Raw genomic sequence first — 21,362 nt, forward strand, 5'->3', positions numbered from 1 at the left:
GCCTAGAAGAAGCCCAGCTTGTTTTCGTCGTAGCTGACCAGCAGGTTCTTGGTCTGCTGGTAGTGGTCGAGCATCATCGCGTGGTTCTCGCGCCCGATGCCCGAGGACTTGTAGCCGCCGAACGCCGCGCCTGCCGGGTAGGCGTGGTAGTTGTTCACCCAGACGCGTCCGGCCTGGATCTCGCGGCCTGCGCGGTAGGCCACGTTGCCGTTGCGGGACCACACTCCGGCGCCGAGGCCGTAGAGCGTGTCATTGGCGATGCCCATGGCGTCGTTGTAGTCGCTGAATTTCGTCACGGCCACCACCGGGCCGAAGATCTCCTCCTGGAAGATCCGCATGCGGTTGTGGCCCTCGAACACGGTGGGCTGGACGTAGAAGCCGCCGGCCAGGTCGCCCGGCAGCTCGGCACGGGCACCGCCGGTGAGGATCTTGGCGCCTTCCTGCTTTCCGATGTCGATGTAGGACAGGATCTTCTCCAGCTGGTCGTTGGACGCCTGCGCACCCACCTGGGTTTCGGTGTCCAACGGGTTGCCCTGGATCATCTTTTCCACCCGGGCCACGGCGTCCGCCATGAAGGACTCGTAGATGTCCTCCTGGACCAGCGCACGTGACGGGCAGGTGCACACTTCGCCCTGGTTGAACGCAAACAGGGCGAAGCCTTCCTGGGCCTTGTCGTAGAAGGCGTCGTTTTCCTGGGCTACGTCGTTGAAGAAGATGTTGGGGCTCTTGCCGCCCAGTTCCAGCGTGACGGGGATGAGGTTCTGGCTGGCGTACTGGCTGATGAGACGCCCCGTGGTGGTCTCGCCGGTGAAGGCGATCTTCCGGATCCGGGAACTGGACGCCAGCGGCTTGCCGGCTTCGACGCCGAAGCCGTTGACCACGTTAAGCACACCGGCCGGCAGCAGGTCCGCAATGAGCTCCATCAGCACAAGGATGGACGACGGCGTCTGCTCCGCGGGCTTGAGCACCACGGTGTTGCCGGCGGCGAGCGCGGGCGCAAGCTTCCAGACGGCCATCAGGATGGGGAAGTTCCAGGGGATGATCTGGCCCACCACGCCGAGCGGCTCGTGGAAGTGGTAGGCGGTGGTGTTGTCATCCAGCTGCGAGAGGCTGCCCTCCTGCGCCCGGACGGCGGAGGCGAAGTAGCGGAAGTGGTCCGCGGCCAGCGGCAGGTCCGCGTTGAGCGTTTCCCGGATGGGTTTGCCGTTGTCCCAGGTTTCCGCGACGGCCAGCATCTCGAGGTTTTCGTCGATGCGGTCGGCGATCTTGTTCAGGATGGCGGCCCGTTCCGCCACGGAGGTCTTGCCCCAGGAAGGTGCGGCCTTGTGGGCAGCGTCCAGGGCCAGTTCAATGTCCTCGGCCGTGCCGCGGGCCACCTGGCAATATGCCTTGCCTGTTACCGGGGTGATGTTGTCGAAGTACTGGCCCTTCACCGGGGCCACCCATTCGCCGCCAATCCAGTTCTCGTACCGGTCCTTGAAGGTGACCTTCGAACCGTCGGTTCCCGGCTGTGCGTAAACGGTCATGTGCTTAGCTCCTTTGCTGTGCAGAAGGCTGGCCCACCAGGGCGCCCGCCGATGGACCCAGCGTAGGAGGGGAAAGGTTGCAGCAAGGTTGCACGGGTGGGTTGCGGATCACAACCGCGGGCTGAGCTTGTCGGAACCTGGTGTCCACAAGCTCAACCACCTACTGGCTGTCAGGCACGGAGCTCGGCTTCCAGCCGTTCCAGGTCGGCGACGACGGCGGCGCGCTTGGGTGAGCGCGGCGGCAGGAGGCGAAGCGCAGCCCGGCGGATACCGACGTCGTCCCTTGCTTCGGGCAGCGCGGCGAACTTGAGCAGGGACTCGGCGCTGCCGTCCGTGAGGACAGCTTCCCGGAGCAGGGACGAGACCCTGTTCCTCAAGTCCACAATGCCGGGCGCTTCTGAGCGCGGAAGCACCTCGCCACGGTAGATCGCCAGGGCAATCCGGTGCGCACCGCGCTGCAGGCAGCTGAGCACCTGGCCCGTGTCCGGCACCAGGTCCAGCGGGAGCCGGTACGGGCGTGAGCCGGGAACGGCCTCCGGGCTCAGCTCCTGGAGGATCTTCCGGAGGCGGACCATCTCGGCCCTGAGCGTAATGGTGGAACCCTCCCCTGGATACAGCAGCGAGCCGAGTTCCTCGGCGCTGAGCCCTTCCGGGTGTGTGCTGAGCAGGGCAAGGATCTCGCTGTGCCGGGCGGACAGGGAAACCGTCCGGCCGGCCAGGCTGAGCAGCGCCTGGTCGCGGCCCAGCAGTTGGAGGCTGTTGCGGTAGAGGCTGCCTTCCTTGGCACCTGGGGCCTGCCTGCTTCCGGAAGCCGTCGGCCGCCGTCGTACGGCCTTCCTGGCCAGCTCCGCGGCATGCTGCAGGCGCTCCACCCGCAGCTGCGCCTGGGCGGCGGCCACCGTGGCCTCCACCAGCGAGAGCGTGTGCGGGGCCACCGCGGTGTCCGTGCCGGTGATGTCCACGACGCCGAGCAGGGCGCCGGAGTCGGGGTCATGGAAGGGGACGGCGGTGCAGCTCCAGGGATGCACGGCGCGCTGGTAGTGCTCCGCTCCGGCGATCTGGATCCCCCTGCCCAGGGCAAGGGCGGTGCCGGGCGCGCTGGTGCCGACGCTTGCCTCGGACCAGTCGGCGCCGGGAACGAACATCATGCCTTCGGCGCGGCGCTGGAGGGTGGGGTCGCCGTCCACCCACAGCAGCCTTCCCACCTCGTCGCCCACGGCCACCAGGAGGCCGCTGTCATGGCTCGGCTGGACCAGGAGTTTGTTGATGACCGGCATGATGGCGGCCAAGGGGTGCTGCCGGCGGTAGTCGTCCAGCTCGTCCCAATCGAAGGCCAAGCGGGCGGCCACGTTGTCAGGATTGGCCTTGAAGCGTGCGGACCGCTGCCAGGACTCGCGGATGAGTTTGCGCAGGCCCGGAATTTCGGGCGTGGCGTCGCCCCGGCCCGGATGCTGTGGAGCCAGGTCAGCCAGGCGCTCATGTCCCGCCAGCGCGGCGCGCTGGAGCGGTTCAGGGTGGAGCAGGTTCGTCATCGAACTCCCGGTCCAGAGTTTTGTCCAGCGCTTGAGGCTGGAGGTGGCCAAGCCAGCATAGCCGCACCAGAACTGCGTGTCATGGGTGCCGGTGTACTGGGTGTATCCGGACCAGATCCCTCAGCGCCTCCGCTCCCGCCGCCGCGACCCCCGGTCAGCTGCGGGAGATGCGGATCATGTCCTCACGCGGCACAACCTTGATGCGTTCGCGCACCACGTGGTTCAGTTCCTCCGGGCCGGTCCAGGCTGCGCCCAGGCCTGCCTCGTGCGCATCGAGCTTGTTCCACCCTTCCCAGGTGGTGTATTCGATGCCGCGTTCCTCAAGAAGATCGATGATGGCCTGCGGATCGGGATTTTTCGCCGCGGGCAGGTTCAGACGGTCCTCCAGGAGGAAGCCGATGGTCTCCAGCGCGTCACCCTTGGTGTGCCCGATCAGCCCCACGGGACCGCGCTTGATCCAGCCCGTGGTGTAAACGCCGGGAACGGGGTTGCCGTCGGCGTCCAGGACGCGCCCGCCCTCGTTGGGGATGACGCCGCGCTTGGCGTCATACTCCAGTTCGTCCAGGGCCGAGCCGTGGTAGCCGATGGCACGGTAGACGGCCTGGACGGGGTACTCGACGTACTCCCCCGTCCCCTTGGCGTTCCCTGTCCCGTCCAGCTGCATGCGCTCAAACTTGATGCCGCCCACCTTGCCCGTGCCGTCGTCGAGCACTTCAACGGGGTTGTGCAGGAAGTGCAGGTGCAGCCGGCGGGAGGAGGGGTTCTCGGACTCCGCATGCTCCTCCACCAGCCAGTTGGTGAGGGTGTTCACCATGGTCTTCACCTGGTTGTTGGTGCGGATGGCCTCGTCCGAGGCCTCGTCGAACTCGAAGTCCTCCGGGTACAGGACGATGTCGACGTCGTTCATGTGGCTGAGCTCGCGCAGCTCCAGCGGGGTGAACTTGACCTGCGCGGGGCCGCGCCGGCCGAAGACGTGGACGTCGGTGACGGGCGAGGCCTTCAAACCGGCATAGACGTTGTCCGGGATCTCGGTGCTGAGCAGCTCCTCGGGGTGCTTGACCAGCATGCGGGCAACGTCCAAGGCCACGTTTCCGTTGCCGATGACGGCGATTTCCCTGGCCTCCAGCGGCCACTCGCGGGGGACGTCGGGGTGGCCGTCGTACCAGGAAACAAAGTCCGCACCGCCGAAGGAACCCTGCAGATTAACGCCCGGAATGTCCAGGTCCGCATCCTTGACGGCACCCGTGGAGAAGATGACGGCGTCGTAGAAGGCGCGGAAATCGTGCAGCGTAAGGTCCCGGCCGTAGGTGACGTTCCCCAGGAAGCGGATGTCGCCACGGTCCAGGACCTTGTGCAGTGCGTTCACGATGCCCTTGATGCGGGGGTGGTCCGGGGCCACACCGTACCTGATCAGGCCGTAAGGCGCCGGGTAGGCCTCAAAAAGGTCGATGCTGACCTGGAAGTCGCCGTCCTTCACGCCGCTGGACTTCGTGAGGATGTCCGCAGCGTAGACTCCTGCCGGTCCCGCGCCGATGATGGCAACGCGGAGGGGACGGTTGGACGGGGTTTCGCTGTGGTTGGACACCGGGAGCCCTTCTGACTGGTCCTGCTCATGATCCATGAGGGTGCGCAGCACGGTGCAGCGCACAGTCCCCCATTCTAGTTGGCGGCCAGCGGCACAACCTTGCCTTCGCGGTACAGCAGCGCGCGCAGTTCGGCTTCCGCGGAGTCCGGCCGTTTCGGGTCGATGGTTTCACCGTCGTGGTAGTGGTCCACCACCCGGGGATCCACGTAGCTCTTCCGCGCGATGGACGGGGTGTTGCCCAGCGTCTGCGCGGCGTCATACATGGCCCGGCTGATGGCCCGCTTCCGCTTGGCGGCAGTGCGCTGGACACCGGTGCGGGCCAGGCTTTCCGCTGCTGCCACCGTTCCGCGCAGGGTCCGGAAGTCCTTGGCCGTAAAGTCGGAGCCGGTGCGCTCCTTTACGTAGGCGTTGATGTCGGCGCTTGTGACCGGGCGCCACACCCTGCCCTCCTTGTAGGCCAGGAGCCGGGCGTTGGGACCGCGCCGCTTGAGCAGGCGCAGCAGGACGGCGAGGTCCGGATCGCGGATTTCCGACTCCCAGTCCTTGCCGCTTTTGGCCGGGAAGCGCAGTATGATCCGGTCTTTTCGCACCTGGACATGGGCGCACAGCAGGGTGGCAAGGCCGCGGCTGCCATTCTCGTTCGTGTACCGCTCAGACCCCACCCGCAGTGACCCGCTGTCCAGCATCCGGAAGGCGCCGGCCAGGACGCGTTCGCGGGTGAAGCCGTCGCTGCGCAGGTCCATGGTGACGCGCCGCCGGGCTGCGGGAAGCGATTCGGCCAACTGGAGCGACCGGTCGAACTTCACCCTGTCCTTACGCTCGCGCCACTCCGGATGGTAGATGTACTGGCGGCGGCCCACCCCGTCCACCCCGGTGGCCTGGATGTGGCCGTTCTCAAACGGGGCGATCCAGACGTCGGTCCATGCCGGCGGGATGCCGATGCTTTCCAGCCGGTCGCGGATCGGGCCGGGTGGAAGCGTGGAGCCGTCCAGGTCACGGTAACTGAACCCCTTGCCGGCGGCCACCCTGCGGTAGCCACGGCCCGAGGCATTGCTGCGCCGGAGCCTCATGGGGCGGGCTTCGGCAAAGGCGCACATGTCATGAAAGCAAGCCTACTGACTATTTTCCGGATTGCCGCCTGCCTGCTGGAATACCCGCCCGCCGGATGCTGTTATTGAGAGCGTGCCCATGCCAGAAGGAACCTCGCCAGTCACGCCCGTCGCCGCCCCGGAAGCCGCCGCTCCGCCCGCCGCAAAATCCCCAGCAGGTGCCCCGGCACCTGCGGGCCCCGTGCCCGTTGGCAAGGACACGACGGCGGGGATGCTGTTCGGCATCGGCGCGTACGTTTTGTGGGGGCTGCTCCCCCTGTACTTCTTCATCCTTATGCCGGCGGGGGCCGTCGAAATCGTCGCCAACCGCGTGGTCTGGTCGCTGCTGTTCTGCGCGCTCCTGATCACGGTCACCAGGACGTGGCGGGTGCTTGCCGCGGCCCTGAAGGACCGGGTGGTCTTTGGCTCCCTGGCGCTGGCGGCGTTCCTGATCGCCATCAACTGGCTGACCTATACGTACGGGGTGACTACGGGGCAGGCCGTGGAAACATCCCTGGGGTACTTCATCAACCCGCTCGTCTCGGTGCTGCTGGGCGTGCTGGTCCTGAAGGAAAAGCTGCGGCCGCTCCAGTGGACCGCGGTGGCCGTCGGCTTCGTGGCCGTGGGCGTCCTGACCTACTCCTACGGAAAGCTGCCCTGGATCGCCCTCACCCTGGCGTTCAGCTTTGGCCTGTACGGCTTCGTGAAGAACCGGGTGGGCTCGAAAGTGGACGCCATCACCAGCCTCAGCGTGGAGACCATGGTGCTCGCCCCGCTGGCTGCCGTGGCCATGGTGGTCCTTGCTGCCAGCGGAAGCTCGACGCTGACCACCCAAGGCGCGGGGCACTTCTGGCTGTTGCTGGCGTCCGGCGTGATCACTGCCGTTCCGCTGCTGTTCTTCGGCGCCTCCGCGCGCCGGCTGCCCATGACCACCATCGGGCTGCTCCAGTACTTCGCCCCCGTCCTGCAGTTCCTGGTGGCCTTGCTCGTGTTCCGTGAAACCATGACCGTTGAGCGCTGGATCGGGTTCGGGGTGGTGTGGCTGGCCCTGGTGCTGCTGACCCTGGACATGCTCCGGGCGGCGCGCCGCAACTCGCTGGCCCGCAGGGCGCTTCGCCAGGCCTCCTGATCCTGAATTAACCAAAGAGAAGGTGGGCCCGCGACTGCGGGCCCACCTTCCTTGCGTTGCCGGAGGGAGTCGTTCCGGCTATGCGTTGGCCTTGATGGCGGCGGCGAGGACTTCCAGGCCGTCTGCCAGCAGGTCATCGGTGATGACGAGCGGCGGCAGCAGGCGGATGACGTTGCCGTAGGTGCCGCACGTGAGGATGATGACGCCTTCCTTGAGGCAGGCGGCTGCAACAGCCTTGGTCAGTTCCGGGTTCGGCTCCTTGGAGCCGGCCTGGACCAGTTCGACGGCGAGCATGGCGCCGCGGCCACGGATGTCACCGATCACGTCGGTTCCGGCACCGGCCAGTTCAGCCTGCAGGTCGCGAAGCCGGCCGAGGGCCAGTTCCTCGATGTGGCGGGCACGGCCGTTCAGGTTGTATTCCTCCATGGAGCCGATGGCGGCCAGCGCAGCGGCACACGCCACCGGGTTGCCGCCGTAGGTGCCGCCCAGGCCGCCCGGGTGGACGGCATCCAGCAGGTCGGCGCGGCCGGTGATGGCGGACAAGGGCATGCCGCCGGCGATTCCCTTGGCCATGGTCAGGATGTCCGGGACAACGCCCTCGTGGTTGACGGCGAACCATTCGCCGGTGCGGCAGAAGCCGGACTGGACTTCGTCGGCGATGAAGACGATGCCCTTCTCCTTTGCCCAGGCGGCCAGCGCCGGGAGGAAGCCTTCGGCCGGGACGATGAAGCCGCCCTCGCCCTGGATGGGTTCGATGATGATGGCGGCAACCTGGTCGCCGCCGATCTGCTTCTCGATCATGGTGATGGCGCGCTTGGCGGCCTCGGCACCGGTGATGGCTGGGTTTTCCTCGCGGTACGGGTAGCTCATCGGCATCCGGTAGACCTCGGGGGCGAACGGGCCGAAGTTGGTCTTGTACGGCATGGCCTTGGCGGTCAGCGCCATGGTCAGGTTGGTGCGGCCGTGGTAGGCATGGTCAAAGGCGACGACGGCGTCCCGGCCGGTTGCCAGGCGGGCCACCTTAACGGCGTTTTCCACGGCCTCGGCGCCGGAGTTGAACAGGACGGTGCGCTTCTCGTGGTCGCCCGGCGTGAGGCGGTTCAGCTGCTCGGCGACGGCCACGTAGCCTTCGTACGGGGTGACCATGAAGCAGGTGTGGGTGAAGTGCTCCACGGCTTCCTTGACCGCGCCGACCACGGCGGGGTCGGAGGCGCCCACGCTGGTCACGGCGATGCCTGAGCCGAGGTCGATGAACGAGTTGCCGTCGACGTCCTGGATGATGCCGCCGTCGGCGTCGGCCACGTAGACCGGAACGCTGGAAGCGACGCCGGCGGCAACCACGGACTTACGCCGTTCGGTCAGTGCCACGGACTTGGGGCCGGGAAAGTCGGCCTGGACGCGGCGCTTCTGCTCCAGGCGGTAAGTGATGTCTGCTGCGGTGGTGGTCATGGGGTTACTTTCAGTGCTGGTGGTGGGAAATCAGGCGTCGAGGGCGGACATGACGTGCTTGATGCGCGTGTAGTCCTCCACGCCGTACATGGAGAGGTCCTTGCCGTAGCCGGACTGCTTGAAGCCGCCGTGCGGCATTTCGGCGGTGAGCAGGATGTGGGTGTTGATCCAGACGGCGCCGAAGTCCAGGTCGCGGCTGAGCCTCATGGCGGTGCCGTGGTTGGTGGTCCAGACGCTGGAGGCCAGGGCGTAGTCGACGTCGTTGGCCATGGCCACGGCTTCTTCCTCAGTGCTGAACTTCTGGACGGTGATAACGGGGCCGAATGTTTCCTTCTGCACCACCTCGTCGGTCTGCTTGGCGCCGGTGATGATGGTGGGCTCGAAGAAGAAGCCCTTCTCCCCCGCACGGTGCCCCCCGGTCTCGATCCTGCAGTTGGCGGGCAGGTTCTCCACCACGGAGGTGACGGCGTTGAAGTGGTTGACGTTGTTCAGCGGCCCGAAGTAGTTGTCTTCGTCGTTTTGCGAGCCGGTGTGCAGGGTCCTGGTGTGTTCCACCATGGCTGCCACAACGTCGTCGTGCACGGATTCCTCCACCAGCACGCGGGTAATGGCGGTGCAGTCCTGTCCGGCATTGAAAAAGGCGAACTCGGCGATGGCCGCTGCGCTCTTCTTGATGTCGGCGTCCTTGAAGACAATGGCCGGCGCCTTGCCGCCCAGCTCCAGGTGGGCGCGCTTGAGGCCCTTCGCGGCGCCGGACGCGACAGCGATGCCGGCCCGGACCGAGCCGGTGATGGACACCAGGCCGGGGACCTTGTGTTCCACCATCATGGCCCCGGTTTCGCCGGTGCCGAGCACCACGTTCAGCACGCCGGCGGGCAGGATCTCCCCGGCGAGCCGGGCCAGCACCAGGGTGGATTCGGGGGTGGTGTCGGAAGGCTTGAGGACCACCGTGTTACCGGCCGCGAGCGCGGGACCGATCTTCCAGATGGCCATCAGGAACGGGTAGTTCCACGGGGCGACCTGGGCCACCACGCCGATGGGTTCGCGCCGGACGTAGGAGGTGTGGCCCTCGAAGTACTCGCCGGCGGACTTGCCCTCCAGGATGCGGGCGGCCCCGGCGAAGAAGCGCAGCTGGTCGGCGCCGGCAGCCACTTCCTCGGAGGCAATGAGCGAGCGGACCTGGCCGGTGTTGCGGTGTTGGGCCTCGACCAGTTCGTCGCTGTTGGCCTCGATGGCGTCCGCGAGCTTGAGCAGCATGAGCTGGCGCTGGCCCGGGGTGACGTGCTTCCAGGTCCTGAAGGCGTCCTTGGCGGCCGCCATGGCGGCGTCCACATCCGACTGCACCGACACGGGAGCCTGCGCCACCACTTCGCCGTTGGCGGGGTTGACCACGTCCAGCAGGGTGGTGCCGGCGGGGGTAACGAACTTCCCGTTAATGAAGTTCTGCAAGGTTTGAACCACGGTGTGCAACCTCTTTCGTAAGGGCCATCCGCGGCCGGGCGGAGACCAGGACGGATGGATGGAACTGCATTGAGCCTATGCCAGCGCCCAAGCCGGGTGAATAGCCACCTGCACACCCTTGCCAAAGGTGTTTAGTGCGGTTGCCCAGCTCACGTTTATCCTTGCTTCATGGCCATTTCCCTTGCTGCCCTGGTGGGCGTGACCTCCTTGAAGCTGTCCAAGGCGGGCGTGGCGGAGACTACCTGGAACCAGGACATCAACTGGGTGGCGGTGACCGAACTGGAGGATCCGCAGCGGTTCCTCAACGGCGGGGAGCTGGTCCTCACCACGGGCCTGCGGCTTCGCTCGGCGCCCGAGCAGCGCCGCTTTGTCCGCCAGGTGCAGCGCGCCGGAGCGGTGGGCATCGGCTTCGGCGTAGGGCTGTCGCACGAGGCTGTGCCGCCGGCCCTCCTGGCGGAGGCCAACCGGTGGGGGTTGCCCGTGGTCGAGGTGCCATACGAGACGCCCTTCATCGCCATCACCAAGCTGGTGGCCGATGCCCAGTCCGCCGACCACTACGCCAAGCTGGAACGGCTGATCGCCGGGCACCAGGTTCTGGCCCGCGCGCTGCTGACCGGCGGCGGGCTCGCGGAGCTGCTGAAGAACCTGGGCGGCATGCTGCGCACCGACATCGCGCTCACCCAGTTCACGGCCCAGCTCTACAACAGCAGCAGCAGCACCCACCCGTCGGCGGACACCTGGTCCAGCTACCCCGTGCCCACCGGCCGGCGCGACGCCTGCACCCTGTGGGTGCGACAGCCCTTCGATGACACCGGCATCATCGGCTACGCGCAGAACCTGATCAGCGTGGAGCTGAACAACATGGTCAAGCAGCGGCAGGCACAGCGCGCCCTGTGCGGCCAGGTGCTCGAGGACGTGATCCACGGGGCGCTGGAGACCAGCGAGGCGCAGCGCAGGCTGGCAGGCGTGGGCGTGAACAGCACCCGCAAGAACGTGGTGCTGCTGGCCGTTTCGGCCGCCCACGGCAAGGCTCTAGGGAGCACCTCGGTGCCGCAGGAGCTGGAGAAGGCTGTTGCCGCCGTCGTGGGCAAGGACCTCGTGCTGGTAATCAATGACGACGGCGGGACGGCACCTGCGCTGGCCCGGAAACTCAGCGACCACCTCGCCGAGGCCGGAATCCACGCCACGATCGGCATCGGTGGGGCGTACACCAAGCCAAACGGACTCCGCTGGAGCTACTTCGAGGCGCGCGACGCCGCCAGTCACGGCCTGCCGGTCAACGAGCCCGAGCGGCTGAGCCTGACGTCCCTGCTGCTGGCCAGCGAGGACGTGCCACTGGCGGACATGGCACACGAGTCATTGAACCCCTTGCGTGCCTTCGATGCGGCGCACGGCTCGGAGCTGGTGGCCACGTTGGAGAGCTACCTGAACAACAACGGGTCCGTAGCAGCAGTCGCGGAAGAGCTCACGCTGCACCGCAACACCGTCCGGTACCGGCTGGCCCAGATCACCGAGCTCACCGGCTACGACCCGGCCATCACCGCGGACCGGGTGCAGTTGTGGCTCGCCCTGGCCGTGGCCCGGTTGTCGGCGCGGCAGGGCAAGTAGCCGCCGCTTACAGCCTCAGATGACGCCGTGGCCCAGCAGGTCGCGCGACTTCTTCCACGCCTTCCGGGACCCGGCCTTTGCCGCCCCCATCCGTTCTTCCTGCTGGTTGAGCAGCTCGGCGTAGATGCCCGCCGTTGCCGGATCGCTGTACTCCGCGGCGATGGCGGCGAGCAGGTCGCGGGCCACCACGGCGTCCTGGAATTGGCCCAGGATCTTCTGCTGCCGGTGCGCGGCCTTGGCCACCTTGCCGGCGCGCTTTCCGTGCACCAGGGCCGCCGATTCGGCCACGTGGCGCAGCCGCTTTGCGTCCTTGCGGACGCGGTGGAGGGCAAGCTCTTCCTCCCTGCCGCGCCGGGCCCGCTTGACCGCCTTGTGTGAACGGCGCAGGCGTTTGGCGGCTTTGTCCACCGCCTTCGTGGCGGCACGGCGTCCGGGAGTCACGGCTTCGGCGCGCACGGGCGGGTTGTCCCGGAAATCCTCCAGCTTGTCCAGGAGGCGGAAGTAGCGGGTCGATCCCAAGGCTTCCCGCAGGAGCCGGTAGGCGGCGTCGTAATCACTGCCGGTGCGCTGTTCCACGGTTGCGGCGGCGATGCCCTCCCCCGGCGGCAGGCCGCCCAGTTGTTCGCGGAGCTGTTTCCCCAGCACCTCGGCGTCGCGTGGCTGGCCCAGCAGCTGGCCCAGCCATTTCAGCTCGCTCCGCAGCTTGCGCACCGGCGATGCCCGGTAGAGCCGGCTGTAGGCAGCCAGGACGGAGCGGATGCGGCGCGTCGCCGAACGCATGGCGTGCACGGCGTCCGGTTCCTCGTTCCGGACGTCGGCGTCGCTTGCGAGGATCTGGTCGATCTGCGCAGCTACATAGACGGTGACGACGGCGGCGGCCGGGGCGCGCTTTCCAGCCAAGAGGGCGGGGGCACTTCCAGGGCCGGCAGCACCGGCGGCAGGAACCTCACCGGCGGCAGCGGCCCGCTTTCCTGCCTTGGTGTCACTTCCCAGGGCGCGGGCGAGCTTTGAAGCGTGGCCGGCCGGCTGGGCGCCGGCGGCGGTGAGCAGGTCCTCCACGGGGCCGAAGAGGTCAGGATCCCCATGGACCAGTTCCAGCTCCCATTCGCGCCATTCCTGCCGTGTAGCCTCGTCGGGATGTCCGTCCTCCAGTCGCACGGCGGTGACCTGGTCGTCGGCGAGGTCGGCGAGGTGCACGCCGTCCGGCCCGTAGAGGGGGTACGTGGTGCGTCGGGTTTCCAGGCGGACCACGGGCGCCGGGACAGTCCCCCGGAGGTAGGCGTGAAGGTGCGTGAGGAGGCTGTCCGGGACGACGTCGGGCCGGCCGAGCGGCGCGTGCAGTTCCGTCCGGTGCTGGGGGCCTTCCCCGGCGGCAGCCTGCGGCGGCAGCTTCAGGTGCCACCCCGCGTCTTTGCCCCCGGTACGGCGGCGGAGCGTGATGCGGCGGCCAGCCAGGCCATGTTTGGGAGTGTCGAAGTATACCGCTTCCAGCAGGTCCGTGTGCGGCTTACCCGTGCGGGCCACCCCGGGAGCCTGCTCCAGTGCCGGCACCTCGGTGGCGGTGTCGACGTCGTACTTCTTCTCGATCTCAAGTCCCCGGGAAGCCTCCACAGCCGTCCTTCCGCGCCGCCTGGTCCATGCCAGGCCCTCCGACAGTCCGTTGGCAGTCTATTGCAGGCTTCCGCTCCGGCGAGAGGTTGGCCACAAAAGCGAAAACATCAAACGTCTAACCTTTACCGTTGAGGGTATGCCCGCCACTCCCCCTGCCTCCGCGCCCGCGGACGCCCCCGCAGTCACTCAGGCGACTCCCGCCGCCACGCCCGCCAAGACAGCCGGGACGGCACCTTCGAGGCCGCGCTCCGCCGTCGTGTTCGGGGTCATTGCGCTGGTACTGATCGGGCTGAACCTGCGCGCCGGCATCACGGGGGCGTCCGCTCTGCTGCACGACCTCCAGGCGGTGCTGGGCTACGGGGCGCTGGTGGCGGCGATCATCCCCTCCATCCCCACCCTGTGTTTCGCTGTGGCCGGCGCTGCCACCTCGTGGCTCAGCGGCAAGCTCGGCGTGGAGAAGGCCATCCTGCTGTCCCTGGCCCTGCTGGCGGGCGGGCTGCTGCTGCGCGGCATCCCCGCCACCGGCATGCTGGTGGCCGGCAGTGTGGTGGGCATGTCCGGGCTGGCCATCTGCAATGTGGCCATGCCGTCCTTCATCCGCGAGCACTTCTCCTCCCGGACCTCCCTCATGACTGCCGTCTACACGGTGACCATGACCACCGGCGGTACCCTGACCTCCGTCCTGGTGGTTCCGCTGGCACAGGCCCTGGGATCCCCGTCCGCCGCCGTCGGTGCCGTGGGCATCGCCGCTGTGGCAGCCTTCCTGGGGTTCGTGCCCGTGGCCATGCATGCCCACCGCCACGCCGTCCGGACCACCGCCCGGCACGTCTCGCCGTGGCCCCTCCTGCGGACACGCAAGGGCCAGCTCCTCACCGCCATCTTCACCCTGCAGGCCCTGCTGGCGTATGCCCTGCTGAGCTGGTTCCCCTACATGCTCACCACCATGGGCCTTGGCGCGTCGGAGAGCGGACTGATGTTCGGGCTGATGCAGCTGGTCTCCGTCCCGGCCGGGATGGTCCTGATTGCCATTGGCTCCCGGCCGGGCATGCTGCGCCCCGCGTTCTATCTGGTCAGCATCACCATGATGGTGGGGATCGCGGCGCTCCTGGTCCTCCCCGTGGGTCTGGCAGCCGTCCCCGCCGTCCTGCTGGGTTTTGGCCTGGGCATCTTCCCGCTGGTGATGGTGATGATCAGCCGCAGCGGAACCAGCACCGCCGAAACCACGGCCTTGTCCACCCTTGCCCAGTCCTCGGGTTACCTGCTGGCCACCGTGGGCCCGTTCGGCATGGGGCTGCTGCACAGCGCCACCGGTAGCTGGTCCCTGCCCCTCGTGCTGCTGCTGGGCCTGGCCCTGGTGCAGATCGTGGTGTCCCACCTGCTCACCGGGAAGGCGATGTCCGCAAAGCCAGCGGGCGCTCCCGGCACGGTTGCCCCGGATGGCGCCCGCGCGGAAGGAAAATAACGCCATGTCCTTGAGTCCTTCGGTCCGTCCGCCGCTCGCCGCTGAAGTCACGGCCAAGCTGCGGGAAATGGTGCACTCCGGCGAGTGGCCGCTAAACCAGCGGATCCCACCCGAACCCGAGCTCATGGCCAGGCTGGGTGTTTCCCGCGGCACCCTCCGCGAGGCGGTCAAGGCTCTGGCCCACGGCGGCATGTTGGAGGTGCGCCGCGGGGACGGCACCTACGTGCGTGCCACCAGCGAAATGTCCGGCGCGGCCCGCCGGATGTACCAGGACCACAGCGAACAGCGCATCCTCGAGGTCAGGCTGGGCCTGGACACACAGGCTGCCCGACTGGCCGCGCGCAATGCCACGGACGACGACGTCATGGCCCTGCGTGCGCTCCTCGCCACCCGGGACCGGGCCTGGAGGAACGGGGACTTCGAGGCCTGGGCCGACGCCGACTGGCACTTCCATGAAGGCATCGCGCGGGCCTCCGGCAACCCCCTGCTGCACGAGCTCTACGCGAGCTTTGGCACCGTGTTCCATCAGGACCTGCTGACGCAGCAGCGCCGGCCGGGCTTCAACGGGCTTCCCCGGGACGGCCACGAGACCCTGCTCGATGCCATCGAACAGCGGGACGAGGATGCCGCCGTGGCCAGCGTGAACCGGAACCTGAACTCCTGCGCGGAGTGGCTGGCGGAGTAGTTGCTCTGGCTTCCCCGGTTATCCCCGGTTATCGACGCGCATGTTCCTTGGCGCGCGGAATAAATCCGGTGCGCCTTCGAATATGCGCAGCGAAAATAAACCTGCGCGTCGCCGAGGACGGTGCGTCCCGGACACGCCAGCGGCCCGGCACTCTGGTGCCGGACCGCCGTCGTACGCTTTGTGTTACTTATTAGCCTCAGTCGCCGCGCAGGCCCGCGAACACGTTCTTGGGCCGCTGCATCTCGCCGTGCTTGGCGCCCAGGATGATCACCAGCGCTGCGAAGCCCGGGATGGCCCACTGCAGAAGCTTGAGCTGCTGCTGGGCGGCCTTGAGCTCGTCCGACGCAGCGCCATGCGGCTCGGTTGCGCCTTCTGCACCTTCACCGGCCAGCTTGTCCACCTTCTTGCCCAGGATGCCCGAGTACAGGGTCACCGCAGCGCCCACCACCGTAACGGCGGTCTTGATGATGGTGTCGCGGGCCACGCCCTCCTGCTTGGCGATGCGGCCTTTGTTCTCCCAGGCAATGGCAAGGTCCGCCACCAGATGGGAGGCGAAGGCCGCGGTCTGGAACGGAGCCCACTTCATCCAGCCGGCGCTGGAAAGCCGGGTCCGCTCCGAGGGGTCCTTGGCCTGGGCCGCTGCCCCGTTGAGCCCGATGGCGCCCATCAGGGATCCACCAAACCATGCTGCTGCCGTGAGGTCGTGAACCGAACGGGCAATGAGATTTCCTGCCATGATGTGCATTCCTATCGTCGTGAACTGGTTCCGGGGTGCCGCTGCGCGGCAGACTTCACTTGCCGTGTCCCATCGAGGTATGGTGCGCTCATGGTAAGCACACTTACTAATATTACGAAAGCCCGCCCCGACTGGTGCGCACCGCGTAATATCGTCGCCATGGGAAACACAGGGACATTGTTCGGTTGGGCCTTCGGAAACCCCGCCCGCGAAAGTGACAGCGGCTACGTCGACGGACTGGAGCGCGAGGCGCTCCGCAATGCCAAGCAAACGGCAAAAGCCAAGGGCGTGGACGTTGTGGCGGGCTCTGAAGTGTTCACCGTCCTCAGCGCGGACGAATCCCTGGTGGAGCTGGACAACGCCCCCGGCCAACTGGTGGTCCGCTGTACCGTGCACGTCGAGGGACCGGGCGCAGAAAAGCTGCGGGCCGAAGGGCCCATGAACGGCTGACAGATGTCCAACGGCGAATCCACGCTTCGGCAGGCAGCGGACGTTGTCGAAGAGGCCTCCAACCACAGGGTGCTGGATGTGCTGGCCCGCGCCGGGTTTGCCGTCATGGCCCTGCTCCACGTCATCCTCGGTGCCATCGCCATCGCCATCGCTTTCGGGCATCCGGGAGAGGCCGAACCCACCGGCGCCATTGCCCAACTGGCAGACAACCCGTGGGGCCCGATCGTCATGTGGGGGTGCGTGGTGGCCTGCCTCGGCCTTGCCTTATGGCAGGCCAGTGAGGCGACCTTGCGGGCCAGGAGCCTCCCCCGCAAGGAACGGCTGGCCAAGCTGGTCTCCTCAGGGTTCCTGGCCATCGCCTACGGCAGCGTGGGCGTAACCTTCGCAGGCTTCGCGCTGGGCCAGCGCAGCGACTCGGGCGACAACACGCGCGACTTCAGCGCCAGCCTGATGGACAACCCTGTGGGGCCGTGGCTCCTGGTGGCCCTTGGCCTGACCATCCTGGGCATCGGCATCTACTTCATCGTCAAGGGGTTGCGGCGCGGCTTCAAGGAAGAACTGTTCCATTTCGAGGGCACCCGGCGCGGCAGGCTTATCGACAGCCTGGGCGTCACGGGCCACGTGGCCAAAGGCATCGCGCTGGACCTCACCGGACTGCTGTTCGTCATTGCTGCAGCCAAGCACCGGCCCGAGGAATCAACCGGGCTGGACGGCAGCCTCAAGGCGCTGCAGGACCACCCCTTCGGGCCCGCCCTGCTGGTGGCGATCGGTGCCGGGTTCATCGCCTACGGGATTTTCGCCCTGGTCCGGGCCCGGTTCGGGCGCATGTAGTCCCGGGCTTTGTGGGTAGGAAGGAAGTATGACCCAACAGCTGCGCGTAGTTTCCGCCGTCACCGGAAGTGCCGGGCAGGCCTTTGCTGCCCTTTTCCGGCTCCTCAAACTCGCGCGGCCTGACCGGCCCATCCATCCCGAGGGGATTGGCCTGGCAGGGGAACTCACCAGGACGGGGAACCCGGCCGGGCCCAGCGGCATCAGCTGGCTGGACTCCCCCGGGGCTGACCAGGTGGTGGCCCGCTTCTCGCGGTCCGTAGGCCTGCCGCAGGCGCTGCCGGACATCCTGGGCCTGGCCCTCCGGGTTTCGCCCGCGGGCTTGTCCGCCAGCGGCGATGACGCTGCCGGCGGTCCGGCTGACGTGCTGTTTGCCTCCACCAGGTGGGGCCTGCCGGGCCGGTTCCTGCTGATGCCACGGCTGGACGTCGCCGGAGCCACCATGACCACGCTCATGCCGTACCGGGGCCAGCACGGTCCCGTCCTGCTGGGGCTGCGGACGCGGAGCCTCCCTCCGGGTTCGCTGGCGTCCGGGGAGTGGGTGCTGGCGCTGCACTGGGCCACGCCGGGCGGACACTGGCGGGAGTGCGGTGAGTTGCGGCTGCATGCCGCAGCCGATCCTGCTGACATCCCGTTGCGGTTCGATCCCTTGGAGAACCAGCCGCCGGGGGCCGAGGCCTACGGATGGACCCGGCGCCTGCGGAAGCCGTCCTACCGGGCCGCACGGCGGCCCGGATCTCCCCCCGTCGTCCATGCCAGGCAACGGCCGCAGCCAAGGAACCCTGCCGCAACACTCCAGGAAAGCATTACCGGAACCGGAAGGAACACTATGTCCACCGTCTCGCTGCTGTTCAACGCATCCGCCGCCGACGTCTGGCGCGTCATCTCTGACGGCTGGCTCTACTCGGGCTGGGTGGTGGGCGCGTCCCGGATCAGGGACGTGGACGCCGAATGGCCGCAGCCCGGCGCCCAACTGCACCACTCGGTAGGGGCCTGGCCACTGGTCATCGACGACAGCACCCGGGTCACGGCCATGCAGCCCGGCCGCTCCCTGGAACTCGTGGCACGCGGCTGGCCCATGGGCGAGGCCAAGGTGGAGATCTCGCTGGAAGACCGCGGGAACCAGTGCCGGGTGACGATTGCAGAGGACGCCATCCGCGGGCCGGGCAAGCTGATGCCGAAATTCCTCCGGGACCCGTTGATTTCTGCCCGGAACCGCGAGACCCTCCGGCGGCTGGAGCTCATGGCGATCGGCGGGGCGGGGAAATAGGGCGCTCGAGATAGTCGGCGCGGAATGGCGCAGCCCGGTTAATAGGCTTAAACGCAGGAGCCGCGGGACCATTGGTCCCGCGGCTCCTTGTTTTGAGGTCCTAGACCTGGGCGGCGACGCCGTCGCGGGAGATGTCAACCATGTCCCCGCGCGGGACCACCTTGATGCGCTCACGCTTGACCTCAACACCGTGCGAGCCGCCGGCCTCCGTGGCTGCAGCGCCGAGGGCGAGTTCGTGGGCATCGAGGGCCAGCCAGCCCTCCCAGCTGGTGAACTTCACGCCGCGGGCATCGAGGAGTTCGACGACGGCGTCCTCCTGGGGTGCCTGCGCCAACGGCAGGTTTTCGCGGTCTTCGAGCAGGTAGGTGACGGTCTCCAGGGCGTCGCCCTTGGTGTGGCCGATCAGGCCGACCGGTCCGCGCTTGATCCAGCCCGTGGCGTAGATACCCGGCACGTGCTGGCCGTCGGCGTCCAGGACGCGGCCGCCGTCGTTCGTGACCACGCCCTTCTTGTGGTCGAACTCAACGTCCGGCAGTGCCGAACCGAAGTAGCCGATGGCCCGGTACACGGCCTGCACCGGGTAGTCCACGTACTCGCCGGTGCCGCGGGCGTTGCCGGTGCCGTCCAGCTCAGTCCGCTCGAACTTGATGCCGGCTACCTTGCCGGGGGTCTCGGCGTCGTCGTAGATCTCCACCGGGCTGTGCAGGAAGTGCAGGTGCAGGCGGCGGGACGCCTTAAGCTCGGAGAGGTCCTCGGGCTGCTCGGCGATCCAGTTGGTGAGGGTGCCCACCATGGTCTTGGTCTGGTTGTTGGTCTGGATCTGGCGGTCCGATTCCTCGTCGAACTCGAAGTCCTCCGGGTACAGGATGATGTCCACGTCCTTGGAGTGGGACAGCTCGCGCAGCTCCAGCGGGGTGAACTTGACCTGGGCCGGGCCGCGGCGGCCGAAGACGTGCACGTCAGTGACGGGGGAAGCCTTCAGGCCGGCGTAGACGTTGTCCGGGATTTCGGTGACCAGCAGGTCGTCGGCGTGCTTGGACAGGACACGGGCCACGTCCAGGGCCACGTTGCCGTTGCCGATGACCGCGATCTCCTTGGCCTCCAGCGGCCACTCGCGCGGCACGTCCGGGTGCCCGTCGTACCAGGACACGAAGTCGGCGCCGCCGAAGGAGCCCTCCAGCTCGACGCCGGGGATGTTCAGGTCCGCGTCCTTGATGGCGCCGGTGGCGAAGATGACGGCGTCGTAGTGCTTGCGGAGGTCCTCGATGGTGAGGTCCGTGCCGTAGTCCACGTTGCCGAAGAAGCGGATGTCGCCGCGGTCCAGCACCTTGTGCAGGGCATTCACGATGCCCTTGATGCGGGGGTGGTCCGGGGCCACGCCGTAGCGGATCAGGCCGTAGGGTGCCGGGTAGCGGTCAAAGAGGTCGATGCTGACGGTCAGCTCGCCGCTCTTGACGGCTTCGCTCTTGGTGAGGATATCGGCGGCGTAGACACCGGCCGGGCCGGAGCCCACGACGGCGACGCGCAGCGGACGCTCAGCAGATCCTACGGTGTTGCTGGATGACACGGCTGTGTTCCTTTTCTTCGTTCCGGCCCAACTGGCTCGCAGTTGTTGTCGTTTTGAGGGCTCATAACGACAACAACTGCCAGTCAGTTGGGCTTGGGGCTAGGTGGTGAGGGCGGTCTTGCGGGGGCTGTTCGGGGTGGTGGTGCTGTAGTCAGCGGTTTTGAAGTGCGACGGCGCGAAGGGGCTCACGCGCACCACGTCACCGATGACAATCACGGCAGGATTTGCGACGCCGGCCGCCTGGGCCTGGTCGGCGATGGAACCGAGCGTGCCGATGGTGACGCGCTGGTCCGGCAAATAGCCGTTTTCCACGATACCAACTGGCGTCTCCAGCGGCAGTCCGGCTTCGCCCAGCGCGGACGCCGATTCGCGCAGCTGGCCCACGCCCATCAGCAGGACGATGGTGTGGTCCGGGCGGGCCGGGATCTCGGAGAGTTCCTCGTGGCCTGTGACCACGCTGAAGCCTTTGGCCAGGCCGCGGTGCGTGACCGGAATTCCCGCCGCGGCGGGTACCGAGATGGCGGAGGTCACGCCGGAGACCACTTCAACCTCGACGCCGTGCTGCCGGCAGTATTCGGCTTCTTCGCCGCCGCGGCCCAGCACGTATGGGTCGCCGCCCTTGAGCCGGACCACGCGGTGGCCCTTCAAGGCTTCCTCCACCAGGATCCTGTTGATCTCCGCCTGCGGCACGGGGTGGTGGCCGGGAGTCTTCCCAACCTCGATGACGCGCACATCCGGGGCAAGCTCGTTCAGGAGCGCGCGGGGGCCCAGGCGGTCGGCAACCACGACGTCGGCCTGGCCCAACAACCGACGGCCCCGGACAGTGATGAGCCCGGTGTCGCCGGGGCCGCCGCCCACCAGGGCCACGCTTCCCTGGTGCGCCCGGCGGCGGCGCAGCGGCAGGTCACCGGTTTCGAGGGCGGTGGCAACAGCGTCCCGGACGGCCATGGCACGGCGCGGGTCTCCCCCGGCGTTGACGGCGATTTTGACGTCGTCCACCACGGCGACGGCGGGGGTCCAGGCGGCAGAAGCTTCATGGTTGGAGGCGTTGACGCACCAAACCCGCTGCGCCTCGGCGTCGGCCGATACTTGGGCGTCCACCTCCGGATCGCCGGTGGCCGTCTGGACGAACCAGACGCCGTCGACGTCCCGCGAAAGGTAGGGGCGCGCTTCCCAGGTGAGCAGGCCAGCGTCGGCCATCTCCTGCAGCGCGGGCGAGGCAACCGGGGCCACGACGGTGACCACGGCACCGGCGTCGAGCAGCCCCTTGGCGCGGCGGGCAGCAACGGGGCCCCCACCCACCACCAGCACCGGGCGGCCGAGCAGCCGCAGCGCGGTGGGGTAAATGTCCTGAATTGCCATGAATCAACGGTAG

The 21,362-nt window shown here is 67.7% G+C and carries 17 protein-coding genes; 7 read left to right on the forward strand and 10 right to left on the reverse strand.

The window, feature by feature from the left end; all coding sequences use genetic code 11:
* Nucleotides 1-2 precede the first annotated feature (2 nt).
* The 4 genes from exaC to LFT49_RS15625 form a co-directional block, all read right to left on the reverse strand.
* Complete coding sequence (gene exaC, locus LFT49_RS15610; protein WP_236799197.1) at nucleotides 3-1,526, reverse strand: acetaldehyde dehydrogenase ExaC; 1,524 nt, start codon at nucleotides 1,524-1,526, stop codon at nucleotides 3-5.
* Between the two features lie 170 nt (nucleotides 1,527-1,696).
* Nucleotides 1,697-3,058 (reverse strand): GAF domain-containing protein, encoded by a 1,362-nt coding sequence (locus LFT49_RS15615; protein WP_237428700.1) that lies wholly within the window; start codon nucleotides 3,056-3,058, stop codon nucleotides 1,697-1,699.
* Between the two features lie 154 nt (nucleotides 3,059-3,212).
* Nucleotides 3,213-4,679, reverse strand: coding sequence for an FAD-dependent oxidoreductase (locus LFT49_RS15620; protein ID WP_373462160.1), 1,467 nt, complete (start codon nucleotides 4,677-4,679; stop codon nucleotides 3,213-3,215).
* Between the two features lie 38 nt (nucleotides 4,680-4,717).
* Nucleotides 4,718-5,713: a DNA topoisomerase IB gene (locus LFT49_RS15625; protein WP_236802909.1), complete on the reverse strand. Its 996-nt coding sequence runs from the start codon at nucleotides 5,711-5,713 to the stop codon at nucleotides 4,718-4,720.
* Between the two features lie 118 nt (nucleotides 5,714-5,831).
* Here LFT49_RS15625 and rarD point away from each other — a divergent pair, with 118 nt between their 5' ends.
* Nucleotides 5,832-6,860 (forward strand): EamA family transporter RarD, encoded by a 1,029-nt coding sequence (rarD, locus tag LFT49_RS15630; RefSeq protein WP_237428701.1) that lies wholly within the window; start codon nucleotides 5,832-5,834, stop codon nucleotides 6,858-6,860.
* A gap of 78 nt (nucleotides 6,861-6,938) precedes the next feature.
* Here the strand turns inward: rarD and gabT are convergent, their stop codons facing one another.
* A complete protein-coding gene (gene gabT / locus LFT49_RS15635; RefSeq protein ID WP_237428702.1) occupies nucleotides 6,939-8,309 on the reverse strand; it encodes a 4-aminobutyrate--2-oxoglutarate transaminase in 1,371 nt (456 codons plus the stop codon).
* Nucleotides 8,310-8,339: 30 nt separating this feature from the next.
* On the reverse strand, nucleotides 8,340-9,770 hold the full coding sequence (locus tag LFT49_RS15640; protein WP_236799201.1) for an aminobutyraldehyde dehydrogenase: 1,431 nt from the start codon (nucleotides 9,768-9,770) through the stop codon (nucleotides 8,340-8,342).
* A gap of 168 nt (nucleotides 9,771-9,938) precedes the next feature.
* Between LFT49_RS15640 and LFT49_RS15645 the strand changes: the two genes are divergently transcribed.
* On the forward strand, nucleotides 9,939-11,378 hold the full coding sequence (locus LFT49_RS15645; protein WP_237428703.1) for a PucR family transcriptional regulator: 1,440 nt from the start codon (nucleotides 9,939-9,941) through the stop codon (nucleotides 11,376-11,378).
* Between the two features lie 15 nt (nucleotides 11,379-11,393).
* Here the strand turns inward: LFT49_RS15645 and LFT49_RS15650 are convergent, their stop codons facing one another.
* Nucleotides 11,394-12,989 carry a CYTH and CHAD domain-containing protein gene (locus tag LFT49_RS15650; protein WP_236799203.1) on the reverse strand — a complete coding sequence of 532 codons (1,596 nt, stop codon included), beginning with the start codon at nucleotides 12,987-12,989 and terminating at the stop codon, nucleotides 11,394-11,396.
* Between the two features lie 136 nt (nucleotides 12,990-13,125).
* Here LFT49_RS15650 and LFT49_RS15655 point away from each other — a divergent pair, with 136 nt between their 5' ends.
* Nucleotides 13,126-14,451, forward strand: coding sequence for an MFS transporter (locus LFT49_RS15655; protein WP_236799204.1), 1,326 nt, complete (start codon nucleotides 13,126-13,128; stop codon nucleotides 14,449-14,451).
* 4 nt (nucleotides 14,452-14,455) lie between these two features.
* Nucleotides 14,456-15,136 (forward strand): FadR/GntR family transcriptional regulator, encoded by a 681-nt coding sequence (locus LFT49_RS15660; protein ID WP_237428704.1) that lies wholly within the window; start codon nucleotides 14,456-14,458, stop codon nucleotides 15,134-15,136.
* 196 nt (nucleotides 15,137-15,332) lie between these two features.
* On the opposite strand, the gene LFT49_RS15665 is transcribed toward LFT49_RS15660, so the two are convergent.
* Nucleotides 15,333-15,872 (reverse strand): hypothetical protein, encoded by a 540-nt coding sequence (locus LFT49_RS15665; protein WP_237428705.1) that lies wholly within the window; start codon nucleotides 15,870-15,872, stop codon nucleotides 15,333-15,335.
* Between the two features lie 159 nt (nucleotides 15,873-16,031).
* On the opposite strand from LFT49_RS15665, the gene LFT49_RS15670 reads away from it, so the two are divergent.
* The 3 genes from LFT49_RS15670 to LFT49_RS15680 are packed head-to-tail and all read left to right on the forward strand — an operon-like array spanning nucleotide 16,032 to nucleotide 18,420.
* Entirely contained in the window at nucleotides 16,032-16,322 is a 291-nt protein-coding gene (locus LFT49_RS15670) for a hypothetical protein (RefSeq protein ID WP_236799207.1), read from the forward strand.
* 3 nt (nucleotides 16,323-16,325) lie between these two features.
* On the forward strand, nucleotides 16,326-17,153 hold the full coding sequence (locus LFT49_RS15675) for a DUF1206 domain-containing protein (protein WP_237428706.1): 828 nt from the start codon (nucleotides 16,326-16,328) through the stop codon (nucleotides 17,151-17,153).
* A 28-nt stretch (nucleotides 17,154-17,181) separates the two neighbouring features.
* On the forward strand, nucleotides 17,182-18,420 hold the full coding sequence (locus LFT49_RS15680; protein ID WP_237428707.1) for an SRPBCC family protein: 1,239 nt from the start codon (nucleotides 17,182-17,184) through the stop codon (nucleotides 18,418-18,420).
* A gap of 100 nt (nucleotides 18,421-18,520) precedes the next feature.
* Here the strand turns inward: LFT49_RS15680 and LFT49_RS15685 are convergent, their stop codons facing one another.
* Complete coding sequence (locus LFT49_RS15685; protein WP_237428708.1) at nucleotides 18,521-19,987, reverse strand: FAD-dependent oxidoreductase; 1,467 nt, start codon at nucleotides 19,985-19,987, stop codon at nucleotides 18,521-18,523.
* Nucleotides 19,988-20,086: 99 nt separating this feature from the next.
* Nucleotides 20,087-21,349: a uroporphyrinogen-III C-methyltransferase gene (gene cobA / locus LFT49_RS15690; RefSeq protein WP_236799211.1), complete on the reverse strand. Its 1,263-nt coding sequence runs from the start codon at nucleotides 21,347-21,349 to the stop codon at nucleotides 20,087-20,089.
* Nucleotides 21,350-21,362: the final 13 nt, after the last annotated feature.

The sequence above is a fragment of the Arthrobacter sp. FW306-06-A genome, from assembly GCF_021870055.1.
Classification (GTDB): Bacteria; Actinomycetota; Actinomycetes; order Actinomycetales; family Micrococcaceae; genus Arthrobacter.